The sequence below is a fragment of the Polycladospora coralii genome (assembly GCF_014773435.2).
Classification (GTDB): domain Bacteria; phylum Bacillota; class Bacilli; order Thermoactinomycetales; family Thermoactinomycetaceae; genus Polycladospora; species Polycladospora coralii.
In genome coordinates this window covers 462,566-478,517 of the sequence record NZ_JACXAG020000002.1, presented here as the reverse complement: position 1 = coordinate 478,517, position 15,952 = coordinate 462,566, and the positions used below count along the sequence as shown (strand labels likewise).

The following is a 15,952-nucleotide window of genomic DNA, read 5'->3' as shown; positions in this document are numbered from 1 at the left end:
TATCATGCAAAACTCTTCGTGCAATCAAAATCGATTATAAAGACTCCCGCGATGGGAGTCTTTATGTTTCCTATGGTGACATTCTTCTATATCTAGATGCTAGGTATGATGGATGGACTTATCATTATCCGGATGTCCCCAGAAAACGCTATATATTTTGAGATGGGTAGAGTAGGGTTCAATCAGGTGGAGTAGAGTCTCCATCTGATTCCCCGATGTTTCAACCTTGACTGAAACGAGCTCACTATCTACCCTTGGGTTAGTTCATTAGCATGAACTCTTTATTAACTCGATTGCTGGATGTAAATGTTGACAATCCAACACTACTTATAAAGTGTGATGTTTAGTTTTGGATTGTCAGGCGTTAAAATATCGGAGTCATTATTGTTAGCTGTTATTTCTCCATCTACTCTATCTATCTCTACATATTCAATCACTTCGCGATTAAGAATGAACACCATTAAGTAAATGTCATCCCTTGATTTCATATTGCTAGGATCTCTAAATTCCATGCCTAATTGTTCATTAAGTTTTTCTTGATTTGTATAGGGAGAAACGATATGGGCCTCATCCCAATCAAAATTTGTTAAGTCATTTATATTGATGTTTGCCGTATGACCTCTCCGGGTAGCATCTATCTCAGTTTTAATAGCTGAGTTAAGCGATGACTCTAAGCCCTTATTGTGTTTATGTTTGTTATACATTAAAAAATATGTAGTGAAAATGATTAGGGAAAGGGAAATGAATATCAGGATGATTTTTTTCATTTATGTAAGCTCCTAATTCAAATATGTTATGCATTATTTATCATAGTTGATCCCTTAGTAATTATTATTATTTTAGTTAATTATAGCATCGAATAATGAAACTTTTCAAATCACACAATTCGCTTGATCCATTAAACTCTTATCTCGTATATGTGTTGAAAGGTTATCCTCCGAATAATGCTGGATTTTGATTCGGGACAAGACGAAAAAACTCCGGAAGCAGTTCCGGAGTTTCGGTCAAATATAAATATTTAGCGCGCGTTTTCGTTGGAATCAAATAAGAAGCGGATCGAGTAGATCCCAGATAGACCTACTAGAACATATATAATACGGCTAAATATAGAGGATTCACGGATGGAATCTCCTCCAAATATTGCTGAAACGAGATCCCATTGGAAAAATCCAACCAAGAGCCAATTGATCGCACCGATAATGACCAATGTTAATGCGAGTTTTTTCATAAAGCGTTCTCCCTCCTTTAGGAGCATAAATTAATGTAGGTGTGTCAATTTGCATGGTTTTTCCACTTTTGCCTTGCAAAGCAGCTGAAAAGTCCGCTCCACCAACACCTTACAGCGCTCCTACGCTAAGTGAAGGTGAGGAGGCATTTCTGCTAGACACACTCCCTCACTTGGGTTAATCTACACTACTGAGACTACTGTTATTTTCTTACAATCTTTTTTTATTTATGCATAAAAAAAAGACCCATATGGGCCTTTACTTAGGATTGAGCTAAACTCTTCTGTATATGCTCTTCAGCTAATTTATCAATCTCTTTTTTTAGTTCCTCGACCATCTGTGCTTCGGGGATTTTACGAATGATTTTACCGTGGCGAAATAAAAGCCCTTCTCCTCTGGCACCCGCAATTCCGATATCTGCTTCCTTCGCTTCTCCAGGGCCATTTACAGCGCACCCTAGAACTGAAACTTTAAGCGGTGCTTTAATGTTGGAGATGTATTCCTCCACTTCATTTGCAATACTGATTAAATCGATCTCAATTCTTCCACACGTTGGACAAGAAATCAAAGTAGCCGCATTGGCAGCTAGACCAAACGTTTTAAGTAATTCTCTGGCCACCTTTACTTCTTCCACTGGATCAGCACTTAAACTGATCCGAGCAGTAGAGCCGATTCCTTTAGAAAGAATGGCACCCAATCCTGCCGCACTTTTTACCGTTCCAGAGAATAAAGTACCTGATTCTGTAATCCCTAAATGAAGCGGATAACTAAATGCTTGCGCTGCTTTTTCATAGGCTTCAATTGCAAGTCTTACATCAGATGCTTTCAGCGATACGATTATATCGTGAAAATCTAATTCTTCCAAGATACCAATATGATACAATGCACTCTCCACCATGCCATCTGCTGTAGGATAACCATATTTATCTAAAATACGTTTCTCTAATGAGCCTGCATTCACACCGATTCGAATCGGAATACCCTTTGCTTTTGCTGCTTTTACAACCGCCTCTACTTTCTCACGGCGTCCTATATTACCTGGGTTAATTCGAATTTTATCGATTCCGCCTTCAATCGCTTTTAATGCTAACTTATAGTCAAAATGGATATCAGCAACGAGCGGAATCGAAATCTCTTTTTTTATATATGGAATCGCTTCCGCAGCGCGCATGTCAGGACATGCGACACGTACGATCTGACATCCGGCCTCTTCTAAACGTTTAATTTCTGCTACTGTTGCTTTTACGTCATGTGTCTTGGTAGTGGTCATACTTTGAATCACAACTTGATCATTGCCACCCACTTGTATGTTTCCCACTTGAATCGGTTTTGTTTCCGTACGATGATACATGAAACATTCGCCCCTTTGGAGATAAAAAAATATCGATAGATAAGTACATCTTTCTCAATGATTCAGTATATCACAGAATCCAAACAAAAAAGGAGCCAGTAGGCTCCTTTTAACAAAAAATTATCAAGTGTGTTTACTTTCAACACCTCTGAAAAATGGTTTTGCATTATAAACCATCCCTCATCAACTTTCTACTTTTCACTTAAACGTCCACGCATTCGTCCTTTTTGTTTACGTACAAACATTTTCATCGCAAATGGCATCATACCAAACCATTGATAGGTCCATGGTTGCTTGTTTTGTTGCTTAATCTCTTTACGTTCTCCTTTAGGTGTCTCTAAGTACCAAACGAAACGCTCCAACAGGTACTGAAACCAATCTTTAAAGGACATGTTATTCCACCCCTGTCTATAGCGTCACCGAGTCGCAATAGATTTAAACCTGAAGGTTTTACTAAAGCTGGAAACTTAAGTAATAATGGATCATTGCTCACATCAAGCGTATCGATTTGTATGATTTTATCATATGAATCAGAACACAAATCGGCTAACGCTCAAGTAGTTCTATTTGAACGTCAGCCTCACGAATCTTAAACTGCTTGTTTTGGCCAATACTGAACTACTTCATTTATTATTTTTTGTAATGAGGATGCAGTCGTATCAATCGTGAAATCAGCAAAATCATAATATCCTTCTCGTTCCTGCATGAGCTCTTGCACTTTTTTTTCCACCTGATTCCCTGCTAGTAAAGGACGTTTGGGATCATCTTGTTTCACTCTTTTTATAATCGTATTCGCATCCGCCTGTAGATGAATCACATATCCATTTTGAATCATCAAATCTCGGTTACCAGGATGAAGTACAATTCCTCCACCCGTCGTAATCACAGCTGGTTTTTCTGCTAAGCATTTTGCTAACATACCGGTTTCTGCTTGTCGAAAAGCATTTTCTCCATATCGCTTAAAGTATTCTGGAATTGAATGTCCCCACTCTGTTTCTAAACTTAGATCGGTATCTCTCCAAGGAACTTGAAGTAACTCAGCTACCGCTTTACCTACCGTACTTTTCCCCGTTCCCATAAAGCCGATCAAAATCAGATGTCTTTTTCCATCCTGCAAATTTATGCCTCCTTTTTAACGTAAATTTCGATTGCCTCATGTAAGAACTGGGCTAAACCCGCTTGTGTGCGATCGATATTTTCTGTAAACCGTTCATCTTGTACATACATCTGCCCAAGCCCTTGTAGAATCTCTGGTGTGCAATGATAAAAACGCTTAGTAATCAGTTGTTGGTAGTTTGAAATTAAGTTTTGCACTTCTGCATCATCCGGTCCTGCATGCATACGTCCCGCTAACTGCTCATAAATAGCATGCCATTCTTGCATGATTTCAGTCCAGTCCGCTTGTTTATATTGTTTCGTTTTTTGTTCTGCTTCTGCTACCCGTTTCGGATCAAAACGCCGTCTTACCTCATCTGCGTATTGTTGCTGGTGTTTATCAAATCCTTCGAATAGATCACTTTTATGCATAGTTGCACCTCCTGTCATAGCAGAAATACTTCTTTCTACCGTTTGAATGATTTTTTCTAAACGTTCTTTTTTCTGGAGTAGAACTTCTTTGTGAAGGATTAATGCACGCTTCCGATCGAAGGCCGGGTTGTCTAAAATCGCTTTAATTTCTTGTAATGAAAAATCTAGCTCGCGAAAAAACAAAATTTGTTGTAAACGCTCTAGGTCAATCCCATCATAGATACGAAAGCCTTTTGCACTTACTTCACTAGGAGTTAGTAGACCGATCTGATCATAGTAGTGAAGTGTACGAACACTTACACCTGCAAGATCAGCTAATTCCTTCACTTTTAACCCCATCCTTGCACCTCCTCCACACAGTCCATGCTACGCTATCACGTAACGTCAGACGCAAGCCTTTTTGTTAATAAAAAACGCATACCTCATTACTGAGATATGCATCGTTCGATTTTATATCTGTTTGCGATAATCATCCGTTAGCATACCTGCATAACCCCAGTTCTCTTCTTCCACCTCATCGATCACAATATGAATATGCTCTGGTTTCTTTCCTAAAACATCAACAAGTGTTGTCGTAAAAGCTTTTACTAGTTCTTCTTTTTGAGCGCGTGTTGCTCCTTTGGTAATTTTTACATTCATATAAGGCATTGGTTATACTCCCTTCAGTGATTTATAGATTCTGATTCTCCAGCTGTTTTATGCCGATCGACCATCACATCTCAGGCGTGTCGGTTTACCGTCGTGTATTTGGGTTAATCGACACTACTGATCTCATCTACTACTTTAGCCCATCAGTCGCCTTACAATAACCCGTTCAATTTAGCAAGTGAATAAGCATGTACCAATTCACTATGTTGCCATTTTCCAGTTCGAATATGATCTTCTACTTGTTCGAGTGGAACAAGCACTACCTCCATCTCCTCTGATTTCGTTGTTCGATCGGAGATGGTTGCGAAAAACAGATGGCAAACATGATTCGAAAAGTAAGGTTGTGGAATCGATCGGCCTAGATATTGGATATGTCCTGCAATAAGACCCGTTTCTTCCAACAATTCACGTTTTGCAGCTTCGATCTCAGTTTCATTCTCTTCTACGCCACATCCAGGTAATTCCACCGTGGCTGTGCCTATTCCCGACCGAAATTGTTTAACTACAGCTAATTTCCCTTCATATATCGCAAACACAACGGCTGATTCCGGAAAGTTATCTTGGATCACAATGTCGTCTTCTTCATTTGTATAGATTTGGTATGTTTCTGTATGTAAAAGTGCTTTCAAACTTGTACCCTCCTCTTTTTTATCATAATCGAAAATCACTCTTCCTGCCAGCTGTCAATTGCTAAGCTTTCTCTGTCGCAAATTACCTGTAGGGTTTGCTTCACATCTTGATTTCCAATGGCGATAGCACGGATGGTGTAAGATCGTTCACTTACGTTTACGACTTCGACTTGCACTTGCCGCTGGTTAATCACTATATTTTGCGATGCCATGTGAGTTGGACTTTTCTTGAGTTGTTCCTGCATGCGCGCAATTCCGCTTTCAGCTACATAAGTGACAATCGCTTGTTCTTGTATCAGATGTTGAGCCCTAGTCGTATCGATCATTTGCGCGATGAGATAGCTCAGTATAAAAAAAATAATGATACTAACTCCTAGTACCATCGGCAGTATTGCACCTTCCTCTTTATGGATCACTGATTTCTCTCCTTTTTGCCAAGTAAGTGACCATTGTATGCTCTTTTAAATCTCCTTCCATCCGAATTGTGATTAAAACGCCTTTCTCATCAAGGATAAACTGATGGTCTTGAACCGCATTAAGCACAATCATGTGTCCACTAAAGTGATCATTTTGGGGGTGTTTTACTTGCCGTATCAATTGATTATGTTTCTTTTTATATTGAATCCAATCATTATTTAATAATTGCATTTGTAAACGATCTTGATTGACTTGGAGTGACTGCGCTTCTTTTACATCTTGCTCCACAATGGACAAGAACGTGTCTCTGGCGCCCATTTGCATTTGTTTAAGCGGTAATTCTGTTCCTGCTTGGGTAAAATAATATAGTAGTGACAGCAATATGGGGATACATAATGTAAAAATGAATAAGGATAGGACGACCTCTATATACGTGTAGCCAGATTCATTTGTTAAGGACTGAATTTTTCGACCGTCAGTTGTTTTCTTTTGCTTTGCTGGTTGTTTTTCCATTCAATCTCCACCGTATATCGCATTAAATGCGGTTTAATCTGTTCCACAGCATGTGTCACCTGATAAATCGTATTTACGTCATGCTGACTTTGAATCGTCTCAACACTTGTTTGTTGCCTATCTGTGTTGGAAACCCACTGTTCCGCTCTCATTTTCAGCAATTGTAGGGCTTCAGATTCGACTAGAAGCGCTTGTTGTTGCGCTTTGATTTCATCATGGATAGGTAATGCAAAAGATACGAATAATCCTAATATCATCAGCGCAACCAATGTCTCCATAAGAGTAAAGCCTTTTTCATCACTCATATGGCTTCACCTCAATTCTAACCTGACCCGCTGCAACACCAACCACTAATTTTCCCACTTCTAGTTGGTCACGCCAAAATGTAATCGTCCCGCCTCTGATGTGTCCGGTTTTGTGAAAAGTTAATACTTGATCAGGATAATTACTACGGAGTTGATATGCATGGGGAATTGTAATGGAATGGATCACCTTGTTCTGTTGCTGCACGCGAACGGTTTGGTTAACGTTAGATAGGATCATGGTGACTGTCTCTTCGCGTGTCCGCGCTTCTACCTGTGCCATTTGTATCGTAGAAGCCATCTGATGCAAGAACAAGTCACGCTCAAGCCGCACTTTTGTTTCAAGCCAGACAGGAACAGCTAAAGCAAAAAACAAACCAATGATCATACAAGTTACTGTCATTTCGATCACTGTAAATCCGTGTTCTTCTTTCACTGCTTGCACACCACTCGCTGATCCTCATTTGCATTAGGATCTGGATTTATACTGTATTTCCCCTTTCCCCCGGGACAATTTGGGATGGACTTTAAATATCCCGTCTCCACCAACTCAGATAGTTGAACGGGGTATTTTCCGAATTCTAAATAGTAATGGTCTAACTGTGAACTGATTAGTTGACGATTCGCTTGATCCGCTTGTGTTTGTGCTTTTTCTCCGGCAGAGCGTAAGTTGGGTATCATAATAGCCAAAATCAAGCCGATAATAAACAAGACCACCAACATTTCTATTAGCGTAAACCCTTCGTCATCTTGTAAATGCATGACAAACCCCCTTCTCTTAAATGGCCTGAACAAGTTGTAGCATCGGTAAAAATAGACTGATGATCATAAAAGCGATGCCTACTCCAATCAAGAGGATAAATAATGGTTCTGATATTTTGATCATTTTATCCATTAAACTTTTCATCAACTGCTCTGTCTGCTTAGCAAAAGTTAATAATATTTCAGCAAGCGAACCACTTTGCTCACCGATTGCTACCATAGTGGGTAAAGCATGGATAAATATATCTTTTTCATAAGTTTGCACAAGCGAATGAAAGCTTCTCCCTTTCAGCAGCCCTTGTTCTATCCATTTCAGGTGGTCGGACAAACGTTGCCATGGCGCTCCTTCCCGTATGACTACAATTGCTTTTAACAGTGGCACACCAGCCTTTAGCATCGATCCGAGTTGCAAGGCAAAAAAATGTGAAATTCTGTATCGATAGATTACGCGCACAAATGGCATTTTACTCATCAGCCGTCCCCAGTTGTGGCGCATCTGCACTGGAATCCATTCGCGACTTAGCCAAGAGAGTAAACCAATCAATAGGGTGATAAGCATGCCCCATAGTATATACACCATATAACCTTGTAGTTGAAAAATGAGTTGTGTAGAAGGAGGCAGTGGAATCCCCATAACTTGGTATAATTCATGAAAGCGCGGGAGTAAAATGATAAATAGAAAGAAAAGCGCTATAATCACAAATAGGAGTAAAAATAGTGGGTAAGTAATCGCTTTGGTTAACTCTTTCATCCATCTAGAGCGCGCTTCATAATATCGGGTGCATTGCTCAAACCCCAGTTGGTAATTTCCATGTTCCTCCGCCACACGCATGAATGAGAGAAACATGCTTGGGAATTTTTCGGCATGCAATGTTTCTGATAAACTATAACCGTGTTGCAATAAGCTGGAAACATGATGTGAGAAAGAAGGTGGTACAATTCGCTGCTCACCTAAAATCATGATCGCATTTAATAAAGGAATCCCATTTTTAAGCAAGTGAGCCATTTGCTCACTAAAAAGAGCGTAACGCTCCATGTTCCATCTCAGACGTATCGACATCATTCATCACCTGTATCAGCTCACCTTTGCTTATTTTTTCTTTCTGATACAACACGAGCAAAGCTTGTTTTAAGGAGACTAATCCTCGCTTTTCGAGATAGGACCTCCATTCCGTTCGCGCTTTCTTTTCGATAATCATGCGTTGAAAAGTTTCATCTTCGGCTGAGATCACTTCAAAAATACCCGTCCGCCCATATGCTCCACTCAATTTGCAACGTGGACATCCAATCCCTGTACATGGTTCACATTTGAGCCGAACCAGCCTTTGCGCAATTACTCCATTTAAGGCAGCTGCAACACGATAAGGTTCAATCCCAATATCAAGTAGTCGCATGATCGCACTTACACCATCTACGGTATGCAACGTGGATAAGACCAAGTGCCCCGTTAATGCGGCACGAATGGCAATGGTAGCCGTCTCTAAATCGCGAATTTCACCAACCATCATCACATCGGGATCTTGTCTGAGTATGGCACGTAATCCTTCTGCAAAGGTAAAACCTCCTTTAAGCTGAATTTGCACTTGATTTATGCCGTCTAATTGACGTTCAATCGGATCCTCTAATGTAACAATATTTTTCTCAACGTGATTAATCGTTTGTAACAAACTATACAATGTACTCGTTTTACCCGATCCTGTCGGCCCTGTAACGATTAATAACCCACTTTTACGTGCCATGAATCGATGAATAGTGCTCTGTTGATCAGTTGTAAAACCTAGTTCTGCAAATGTAAACAAGGTTGCATGACGATCAAGGATGCGCAAGACCACTTTTTCACCGTGAAATGTGGGCAGTGTAGAAATCCGAATATCAAGTTGATGATTTCCTGTACGAACGGTCATTGCACCATCTTGAGGCTTTCGTTTTTCACCAATATCAAGTTGACTCATTACTTTCAGTCGAGACACGATACCAGCCCCAAGTTCTAGCTTCACATCCTCTGTTTCCATCAATAAGCCATCAATTCGCATTCGAATACGGAGTTGCTTGATCTGATGCTCGATATGGATATCACTCGCCCGTAGTCGAACAGCCTCTTGAAATAATCGATTTACAAAGTCTTTTGGATTCACACCATCCCTCCTATAACTTAAAATTCCATCATCTATTCTAAAAACCCTTCTTTTTATTGTGATAATTTGTAATATTTTGTCTAAAATGTGCATCATAGCGCTTTTTATGATCCATCCTATTGATTGATGTGATTGGGCGGAGCGGACTCGCTTTCATCTTCACGAAGTACGCGCATACTTATCTGTATGATTTTACACCTCTCTGTACATACTATTTTATGAAGGCGATGGGAAGTAGCCAAGTGGTAAGGCAACGGACTTTGACTCCGTCATTCGTAGGTTCGATCCCTACCTTCCCAGTAAAAAAAGCGAGCAATCCACTAATGCCTAGGAGGATTGCTCGCTTTTTTATGAGCGGATCGATTAGTGGTCTACTAATCTCTTAGATGCTGCTCTGCTTTTTAGAATTTGGCCAATTAAAAGCACAAGGCCTGCCAAAATAAAAGGTATGAAATGTGTAAATATGGATTGAGAATGAAAGAGGTATTGTGAAGTTAATGGATCTTTTACGATTAACTCTCCAGCTGTATAACCTAAAATCGCAGCACCTACATAAATTAACCAAGGTAAACGGTTTAAGATGTTAGCAATCAGTTTACTTCCCCACATAATTAAGGGGATACTAAGCGCTAATCCAAACAACACCAATACGATATCCCCTTGCGCTGCACCAGCTACTGCTACGACATTATCTAAACTCATTACGACATCCGCTACTACAATCGTTTTAATTGCGTTTTTCATACCCATTCCAACTGAAACACCTGTATCATCTTCTTTTTCTTCTAATAGTAACTTCACAGCAATCCATAATAGCAACAAGCCGCCAGCGGTCATCAAAAAGGGAATTTTGAGCAAATAGGCAGCTATCGCTGTGAGTGAAGCCCTAAGTAGAACCGCAACACCTGCACCAAAGAGGATCGCTTTTTTTCGCTGCTCTTCTGGTAAATGACGAGCCGCCATCCCAATCACAACCGCATTATCTCCACTTAGAATTAAGTCCAGAATAATGATCTTAACAAAACCAATCCAAAATACGGAGTCAAAAGCCATGTTTTCCAAAATAAAAGCGCCCCTTCAATTCTTTCCATTTCTTATCAACTCGAAGGCTTCAATCGCCCTAGCAAATGCTTTAACACGTTTAGGGTTAGATTTGGAACAACTTCCATTGAATAATGAAGTTCTACCCGTTCCCACTGTTTGTGTGCATCTTTTCCATAGGGACCAATATTGATGACAGGAACATCTAATTGACGAATCGCATCCATATTAATTTGATGTTTTACGCCCCACGCTGGCATATTTCGCTCAAAAGCCTGCACTTCATCTTCATCATCACTAATCGCTACAAAACTCATATCAGAGATATAAGGAAAGAACTTACGAACATGTATCGGATGTTCGCAATGCGGTTCTATCTCACTAACCCCTTGATTCACAGCATCAATAAGACGTTGGTCACGGTGATCCGTTTCATCCAATACAACTCTTGGTATATATATGGATGCGTATAAAAGAATGATGACCGGCTCTGCATCGCCACCTTCTTTCCACAGCTCCTCTGCCATTTTGATCGAGTAGTCGCGAATATCTAAGTGTTGATCATTCAGCAGGTTCATGGCATATAATAACATTTTTTGTTCAAACTCCACGCCAAAGCGCTCCAAACATTGTTGATAAAATTCGTCATAAGTATATACACGCGGCTTAATCTCCTCATGTATATAAGCGTGTCCACTCAATTCACAAAACTGGCGATATTGGGTATGATACTTAGTTATCGCGAGCTCAAAAGCTCCAGTAGCTGCTTCTTTTAATCGTTCTAATACCTTTTTAGGAGACCAGCTATGCACAAAAAAATTATAGTATACAAAGGCCGATTTAGGTGTTTGTACATCATATTTTTTCTTTAAGTCACTTTGTTTTAAAGAGACAGGGGGCAAGGTAACCTCTCCAAACATCTCGTCACAAAAATCAGTATTATAATTTAAGCGCGCTGTCAACTCCGAAATGACTAAATTAGGATCAAAACCTTCGAACGCTTGCCCTACATGAGTCTCTTTTCCAACCACATAAAACGTGGGTAATAATTTTCCAACTGTCCCCAGATACACATATCGATTCGGGTCTTGATCATAGCGAGGAGATGTATAGTCCGAATTAATGGCCGCTATGTACTTCAAATTTTCATCATCTGCGAAACGTTGGATATCATTGAGCGCTGATAAAATTCCTTTTGAATTATCTTCTTCATCACACTCAGATACAAATAATAAATTGCCATGCAGTTGCTCAGGATTTTGCGAAAAATACTCAATGAGGGCTAGATTAATCGCTACTCCGCTTTTCATATCGAGTACTCCACGACCACCAACATAATCTCCTGATTCAATATCTTGCGCCACTAATTTAGGAATATCATTTTTTTTCCATATTTTCATTAGTTCATCTGGTGAAAATGCGAGATGTTTCCAGCGTCCATAGTCATCTACGTCAACCGTATCCATATGCCCCATTAGTATCACAGTTTCTGTTGATTGGGAAGCAGTCCCCTTTACGAGTGCCAATACATTATAACGTTCGCATTCATCTTGCCTTGTAGGTACTAATTTTAAAAGATGTGGATGTTCTTGAAAATAGGAGAAATCATTTAAGATTTCATGAATGAGGTAGGCCATATCACGTTCACCAATCGTACCTACAATACTAGGGTGCTGAACCAGTTTTTTTGTTAGTTCGAGTACGCGCTCTTGAAAAGCAATCATCTCGTGCCCTCCTCCTAAAGTTTTAATTCTTATGACCCCACTAAGGGGGGTCATCAGGTCGAGTAGCCGCTCACCTGATGACCTAATTTTAGAAGTAAGAAAACTCTCGTTCTTTTTCATTGCTGATCTCTATCACTTCCGTTCCAATCACAGCTTCATCAATTAACCGCTCTAGATCCAATTTTGCTTCTTGCTTTTTAGCTACATGAAGATCGGGCTTTGTTTTGGGAGCTTTTGGCAAAAAGACGGTACAACAATCTTCGTATGGCAAGATAGAGGTTTCATATGTCCCAATACGGCGTGAAATCTCCATAATATCATGCTTATCCATCCCGATCACTGGGCGTAAGATAGGCATATGCGTCACTTCGTTAATGGTATTCATGCTTTCTAAGGTTTGGCTTGCAACTTGTCCCAAGCTTTCACCTGTAACAAGTGCTAACGCATTTTGGCTTTGCGCTATTCTCTCAGCTATTCTTAGCATGATTCTACGCATAACGGTAATCGAGTACGACTCAAAGCAGTGTTTATTAATTTCTGTTTGAATCTCAGTGAAAGGGACAACATGGATGCGAATATGGTTTCCATAGGTCGTTAGTTGCTTCGCTAAATCAAGTACTTTTTGCTTGGCTCTTTCACTGGTATAGGGATAACTGTGAAAATGAATCGCTTGTAATTCCACTCCTCTTTTCAGAGCTAAGTAGCCCGCAACAGGACTATCGATTCCACCCGATAAGAGTAAGAGCACCCGTCCACTTGATCCCACAGGAAGTCCACCAATCCCAGGAATGTCATTTCCATAAACATAGCTGTGCTTCCCTCTTATCTCAACATGTACAATTAAGTCGGGCTGATGTACATCTACTTTTAAACCTGGATAGTGCTGAAGCAAATAGCCCCCTAGGCGGTGATTTAATTCCTGCGAACGTACTGGGAATCTTTTATCTACACGTTTACTGGCTACCTTAAATGTTTTCACCTCTGGCACTTGTTGACGAACAAGTTCAAGCGCTGTCTCTTCTAACATCTCGACATCAGATGGAACGCGTAATGCAGGTGCAAAACCTACGAGACCAAATACGGTTTTAAGCTCCTCAATGACAGGGTCTAGCAAATCTTGATCATCAAACTCTACAAAGATCCTACCTTCTGTTTTCAGGACGGAAATCCCTGTCATGTTCTTACATTTGTTTTTTATATTATCCATTAGCTGGTGCTCAAAATCACGTTTGTTTTTTCCCTTTAAAGCTAATTCACCAATACGGAGTAATAAGCAATTTTTTCTCATTTCGTATACACCTTCATAACATGTTGTAATTGCGGTACGACGTCTATTAAAGTTTCTGCAAACATGGAAATATCTTGTTCTGTTGTATCAAAGCCCATACTAATTCGTATAGAACCTAGTGCCTCTTGATCTGTTTTTTTCATTGCTTTTAATATGCGACTCGGCATTTCTAGCTTCGAAGAGCAAGCCGATTTACTGGATACATAGCAATCCCGCTTTGCGAGAGCATGAACCAATACTTCTGCTTTTAACCCGGGAAATGATATGCTTAAGATATAAGGTGCACTGCATGCGGACAATGAACCATTTAAAGTAAAGTGGGAAAGATCTTGGCGAAAGCGATCGATTAGCATTTCTTTCCAAGTCCTACTTCTCATTAAGAACGCTTTTCTCTCTTTTTCGGCTTGTACAATCGCACGCGCCAACCCGGCAATGCTTGCTACATCGTGTGTACCTGACCGAAACCCAAATTCTTGACCTCCACCCGTAAGTAAAGGATCAAGCATTACCCCCCGCCTTTTATATAAAAATCCAATCCCATTTGGCCCATGAAATTTGTGTCCGGATACAGACATCAGATCAACACCACATTCTGTAACTGATAAAGGAATTTTACTAAAAGATTGCACTGCATCGACATGAAAAAAAATTTTATGATAGCGTTTTAATAATTGACCGATTTCATGGATCGGCTGAATCGAACCTACTTCATTATTTACATGCATAATGGATACCAACACCGTATCCTTTGTGATCTCTTTTTCAACATCTTGTGCTCTAACTCTCCCAGTTTGATCAACAGGCAAATAAGAAACCTTCCATCCCTCGTTCTCTAATTGCTTGCAAACTTCAAATACAGATGGATGTTCGATTGAACTGGTAATAATATGGTTCCCACGATTTTGATATGCTTTTGCGATTCCTTTAATCGCCAAATTGTTTGCTTCTGTTCCGCCAGATGTAAACAACACTTCTTGTGTGTCACAGCCAACAAAGCGTGCAATTACCTCTCTCGCTTGTGTAACTAAACGCTCAGCTTGTCCACCCAGTCCATGCAGAGATGATGGATTACCAATCACATTACGCATCACATCTTGTACCACATCTATCACACCGTCATGCGCTCGGGTCGTAGCACTATTATCTAGATAGATCATGAATTGTCCCCCCTCTCTATTCTTTTCAATAACTTCATCATTCTATCATATAATTTTTCTATCGGTTCGACTATCCATGAATGCATATTCCTGCCATATGGAAAAAACCCTTTTGTTATCAAGTCATTTTCCAACAAAAGGGTTTGATTATCTAACCAAATGGGAGCCCGCTATTTTTAATTTCCTTTTTTTGCTCCAATTCACTTGGTCCACCATTGGATTCAGTGGAAATTTGGTATCCATGACGCCAAGCAAAGATAAGATGTTTCACTAAATCACTGAAGTTATCTGACTTTTCTTCAACGTAATGATATAATTCCCGATCTAGTGGATCCGACATGTGAAAAGTGACACCTAGCATTTTTTTCGCAGAACGACTCATGTAATCATAACCTTTCCAACTTCAAAGTACCCTTTCACATTAGCCATTTGTGGATCTTGAATGGCAAAAGCGTGGCGAAAGTGCATTTGCATATGGCGTTCCAATTTTTTGGCCATACCCCCAATTAAGACGACAATATCATCTGCATGCCAAGTTTTAGATACCGTACCTGCGATCAAATCAGCCATTTCACGTTCGTTTGATTCACGAACGGTTTCCCAGCCAATGGGTAAAGTGCCAGACTCTCGATCTATAAACACCTTATCGCAAAATGTGACATAGTTCGTTGTTTTCCCTCCAACATCTACAATACGAACCAATCCGGATCGGGGTGAAGAAAAAAAGGCCCCCCCACCTTCAATTGTGGTATAGACACGTTCAATCGTAAAACGAGCTACTTGATCATTTACAGTTACTTCGTGGGTACCTTCCAGTAAATTCCGTAGGGCTTCTCGTTCATTATCTGTATAGGAGCCGATCGGTAATCCTGTCACTAACGTGATCTTTCCTACTCCACCTGCTTGATGGATCGCTGTCAGAGTAAGCAGTAGTGTTTCTTCTACCGCTTTGGTATCTTGCATCGCTTGTCGCGTAAACTCGCCTTCTCGTTCTGCTAGTGCGCCCACAAACCAACATTGATTTCGATAAGAAAGCTCCATGTCACCCTTTAAATCTTGTTTGAAATTTCGTTTACGCCAAACACTTACTTTACTTGGAAACATAAAAGTTTCGAACTCTGTTTTTACTTTCACATAACTACGGCCACAATCTACAGCTACCAACATAATTTGATCCCTCCGCTACCCATATTATGAGCGGAGGGATCAAATTATGTTTAGCTTATTTACAT

The 15,952-nt window shown here is 40.1% G+C and carries 21 protein-coding genes and 1 tRNA gene; 1 reads left to right on the top strand and 21 read right to left on the bottom strand.

The window, feature by feature from the left end; translation table 11 throughout:
- Nucleotides 1-323: 323 nt before the first annotated feature.
- The 15 genes from IC619_RS06625 to IC619_RS06555 all read right to left on the bottom strand — a co-directional run bounded on the left by IC619_RS06625 (nucleotide 324) and on the right by IC619_RS06555 (nucleotide 9,510).
- The gene (locus tag IC619_RS06625; protein WP_191138889.1) at nucleotides 324-767 is read right to left on the bottom strand and encodes a hypothetical protein; all 444 of its coding nucleotides are present in this window, start codon (nucleotides 765-767) and stop codon (nucleotides 324-326) included.
- A gap of 251 nt (nucleotides 768-1,018) precedes the next feature.
- On the bottom strand, nucleotides 1,019-1,228 hold the full coding sequence (locus IC619_RS06620) for a DUF378 domain-containing protein (protein ID WP_191138890.1): 210 nt from the start codon (nucleotides 1,226-1,228) through the stop codon (nucleotides 1,019-1,021).
- 260 nt (nucleotides 1,229-1,488) lie between these two features.
- A complete protein-coding gene (gene ispG / locus IC619_RS06615; protein ID WP_191138891.1) occupies nucleotides 1,489-2,577 on the bottom strand; it encodes a flavodoxin-dependent (E)-4-hydroxy-3-methylbut-2-enyl-diphosphate synthase in 1,089 nt (362 codons plus the stop codon).
- A 191-nt stretch (nucleotides 2,578-2,768) separates the two neighbouring features.
- The gene (locus IC619_RS06610; RefSeq protein ID WP_191138892.1) at nucleotides 2,769-2,969 is read right to left on the bottom strand and encodes a YqzE family protein; all 201 of its coding nucleotides are present in this window, start codon (nucleotides 2,967-2,969) and stop codon (nucleotides 2,769-2,771) included.
- A 197-nt stretch (nucleotides 2,970-3,166) separates the two neighbouring features.
- Nucleotides 3,167-3,694, bottom strand: a complete 528-nt coding sequence (locus IC619_RS06605; RefSeq protein WP_191138893.1) for a shikimate kinase — start codon at nucleotides 3,692-3,694, stop codon at nucleotides 3,167-3,169.
- A 2-nt stretch (nucleotides 3,695-3,696) separates the two neighbouring features.
- Nucleotides 3,697-4,443: a MerR family transcriptional regulator gene (locus IC619_RS06600; RefSeq protein ID WP_191138894.1), complete on the bottom strand. Its 747-nt coding sequence runs from the start codon at nucleotides 4,441-4,443 to the stop codon at nucleotides 3,697-3,699.
- 111 nt (nucleotides 4,444-4,554) lie between these two features.
- A complete protein-coding gene (locus tag IC619_RS06595; RefSeq protein WP_191138895.1) occupies nucleotides 4,555-4,752 on the bottom strand; it encodes a tautomerase family protein in 198 nt (65 codons plus the stop codon).
- 152 nt (nucleotides 4,753-4,904) lie between these two features.
- Nucleotides 4,905-5,381: an NUDIX hydrolase gene (locus IC619_RS06590; RefSeq protein ID WP_191138896.1), complete on the bottom strand. Its 477-nt coding sequence runs from the start codon at nucleotides 5,379-5,381 to the stop codon at nucleotides 4,905-4,907.
- Nucleotides 5,382-5,416: 35 nt separating this feature from the next.
- Nucleotides 5,417-5,797, bottom strand: coding sequence for a hypothetical protein (locus IC619_RS06585; RefSeq protein ID WP_191138897.1), 381 nt, complete (start codon nucleotides 5,795-5,797; stop codon nucleotides 5,417-5,419).
- The gene (locus tag IC619_RS06580; RefSeq protein ID WP_191138898.1) at nucleotides 5,787-6,311 is read right to left on the bottom strand and encodes a ComGF family competence protein; all 525 of its coding nucleotides are present in this window, start codon (nucleotides 6,309-6,311) and stop codon (nucleotides 5,787-5,789) included. The genes IC619_RS06585 and IC619_RS06580 overlap by 11 nt, the downstream gene beginning before the upstream one ends.
- On the bottom strand, nucleotides 6,251-6,616 hold the full coding sequence (locus IC619_RS06575; RefSeq protein WP_191138899.1) for a type II secretion system protein: 366 nt from the start codon (nucleotides 6,614-6,616) through the stop codon (nucleotides 6,251-6,253). The genes IC619_RS06580 and IC619_RS06575 overlap by 61 nt, the downstream gene beginning before the upstream one ends.
- On the bottom strand, nucleotides 6,609-7,058 hold the full coding sequence (locus tag IC619_RS06570) for a hypothetical protein (RefSeq protein ID WP_191138900.1): 450 nt from the start codon (nucleotides 7,056-7,058) through the stop codon (nucleotides 6,609-6,611). Before IC619_RS06570 ends, IC619_RS06575 begins: the two co-directional genes overlap by 8 nt.
- Nucleotides 7,046-7,375 (bottom strand): competence type IV pilus major pilin ComGC, encoded by a 330-nt coding sequence (locus IC619_RS06565; protein WP_191138901.1) that lies wholly within the window; start codon nucleotides 7,373-7,375, stop codon nucleotides 7,046-7,048. The genes IC619_RS06570 and IC619_RS06565 overlap by 13 nt, the downstream gene beginning before the upstream one ends.
- Nucleotides 7,376-7,391: 16 nt before the next feature.
- Nucleotides 7,392-8,435: a type II secretion system F family protein gene (locus tag IC619_RS06560; RefSeq protein ID WP_191138902.1), complete on the bottom strand. Its 1,044-nt coding sequence runs from the start codon at nucleotides 8,433-8,435 to the stop codon at nucleotides 7,392-7,394.
- Entirely contained in the window at nucleotides 8,389-9,510 is a 1,122-nt protein-coding gene (locus IC619_RS06555) for an ATPase, T2SS/T4P/T4SS family (RefSeq protein WP_191138903.1), read from the bottom strand. The genes IC619_RS06560 and IC619_RS06555 overlap by 47 nt, the downstream gene beginning before the upstream one ends.
- Before the next feature lie 228 nt (nucleotides 9,511-9,738).
- Here IC619_RS06555 and IC619_RS06550 point away from each other — a divergent pair.
- Nucleotides 9,739-9,810: transfer RNA gene (locus tag IC619_RS06550), tRNA-Gln, on the top strand.
- Between the two features lie 63 nt (nucleotides 9,811-9,873).
- Here IC619_RS06550 and IC619_RS06545 read toward each other — a convergent pair.
- The 6 genes from IC619_RS06545 to IC619_RS06520 all read right to left on the bottom strand — a co-directional run bounded on the left by IC619_RS06545 (nucleotide 9,874) and on the right by IC619_RS06520 (nucleotide 15,887).
- On the bottom strand, nucleotides 9,874-10,563 hold the full coding sequence (locus tag IC619_RS06545; protein WP_191139347.1) for a TerC family protein: 690 nt from the start codon (nucleotides 10,561-10,563) through the stop codon (nucleotides 9,874-9,876).
- Nucleotides 10,564-10,607: 44 nt separating this feature from the next.
- Nucleotides 10,608-12,275 carry a M20/M25/M40 family metallo-hydrolase gene (locus IC619_RS06540; protein ID WP_191138904.1) on the bottom strand — a complete coding sequence of 556 codons (1,668 nt, stop codon included), beginning with the start codon at nucleotides 12,273-12,275 and terminating at the stop codon, nucleotides 10,608-10,610.
- Nucleotides 12,276-12,363: 88 nt separating this feature from the next.
- Nucleotides 12,364-13,563 carry a tRNA uracil 4-sulfurtransferase ThiI gene (gene thiI, locus IC619_RS06535; RefSeq protein WP_191138905.1) on the bottom strand — a complete coding sequence of 400 codons (1,200 nt, stop codon included), beginning with the start codon at nucleotides 13,561-13,563 and terminating at the stop codon, nucleotides 12,364-12,366.
- Complete coding sequence (locus IC619_RS06530; protein WP_191138906.1) at nucleotides 13,560-14,720, bottom strand: cysteine desulfurase family protein; 1,161 nt, start codon at nucleotides 14,718-14,720, stop codon at nucleotides 13,560-13,562. The genes thiI and IC619_RS06530 overlap by 4 nt, the downstream gene beginning before the upstream one ends.
- 151 nt (nucleotides 14,721-14,871) lie before the next feature.
- Nucleotides 14,872-15,102 carry a hypothetical protein gene (locus tag IC619_RS06525; protein ID WP_191138907.1) on the bottom strand — a complete coding sequence of 77 codons (231 nt, stop codon included), beginning with the start codon at nucleotides 15,100-15,102 and terminating at the stop codon, nucleotides 14,872-14,874.
- On the bottom strand, nucleotides 15,099-15,887 hold the full coding sequence (locus IC619_RS06520; protein ID WP_191138908.1) for a ParM/StbA family protein: 789 nt from the start codon (nucleotides 15,885-15,887) through the stop codon (nucleotides 15,099-15,101). Before IC619_RS06520 ends, IC619_RS06525 begins: the two co-directional genes overlap by 4 nt.
- Nucleotides 15,888-15,952: the final 65 nt, after the last annotated feature.

Coding starts and splice junctions, on each gene's coding strand:
- IC619_RS06520 (WP_191138908.1), bottom strand. CDS start 15,887: ATGTTGGTAGCTGTAGATTGTGGCCGTAGTTATGTGAAAGTAAAAACA.
- IC619_RS06540 (WP_191138904.1), bottom strand. CDS start 12,275: ATGATTGCTTTTCAAGAGCGCGTACTCGAACTAACAAAAAAACTGGTT.
- IC619_RS06620 (WP_191138890.1), bottom strand. CDS start 1,228: ATGAAAAAACTCGCATTAACATTGGTCATTATCGGTGCGATCAATTGG.
- IC619_RS06580 (WP_191138898.1), bottom strand. CDS start 6,311: ATGGAAAAACAACCAGCAAAGCAAAAGAAAACAACTGACGGTCGAAAA.
- IC619_RS06565 (WP_191138901.1), bottom strand. CDS start 7,375: ATGCATTTACAAGATGACGAAGGGTTTACGCTAATAGAAATGTTGGTG.
- IC619_RS06610 (WP_191138892.1), bottom strand. CDS start 2,969: ATGTCCTTTAAAGATTGGTTTCAGTACCTGTTGGAGCGTTTCGTTTGG.
- IC619_RS06625 (WP_191138889.1), bottom strand. CDS start 767: ATGAAAAAAATCATCCTGATATTCATTTCCCTTTCCCTAATCATTTTC.
- IC619_RS06600 (WP_191138894.1), bottom strand. CDS start 4,443: ATGGGGTTAAAAGTGAAGGAATTAGCTGATCTTGCAGGTGTAAGTGTT.
- ispG (WP_191138891.1), bottom strand. CDS start 2,577: ATGTATCATCGTACGGAAACAAAACCGATTCAAGTGGGAAACATACAA.
- thiI (WP_191138905.1), bottom strand. CDS start 13,563: ATGAGAAAAAATTGCTTATTACTCCGTATTGGTGAATTAGCTTTAAAG.
- IC619_RS06560 (WP_191138902.1), bottom strand. CDS start 8,435: ATGTCGATACGTCTGAGATGGAACATGGAGCGTTACGCTCTTTTTAGT.
- IC619_RS06545 (WP_191139347.1), bottom strand. CDS start 10,563: ATGGCTTTTGACTCCGTATTTTGGATTGGTTTTGTTAAGATCATTATT.
- IC619_RS06575 (WP_191138899.1), bottom strand. CDS start 6,616: ATGAGTGATGAAAAAGGCTTTACTCTTATGGAGACATTGGTTGCGCTG.
- IC619_RS06595 (WP_191138895.1), bottom strand. CDS start 4,752: ATGCCTTATATGAATGTAAAAATTACCAAAGGAGCAACACGCGCTCAA.
- IC619_RS06530 (WP_191138906.1), bottom strand. CDS start 14,720: ATGATCTATCTAGATAATAGTGCTACGACCCGAGCGCATGACGGTGTG.
- IC619_RS06525 (WP_191138907.1), bottom strand. CDS start 15,102: ATGAGTCGTTCTGCGAAAAAAATGCTAGGTGTCACTTTTCACATGTCG.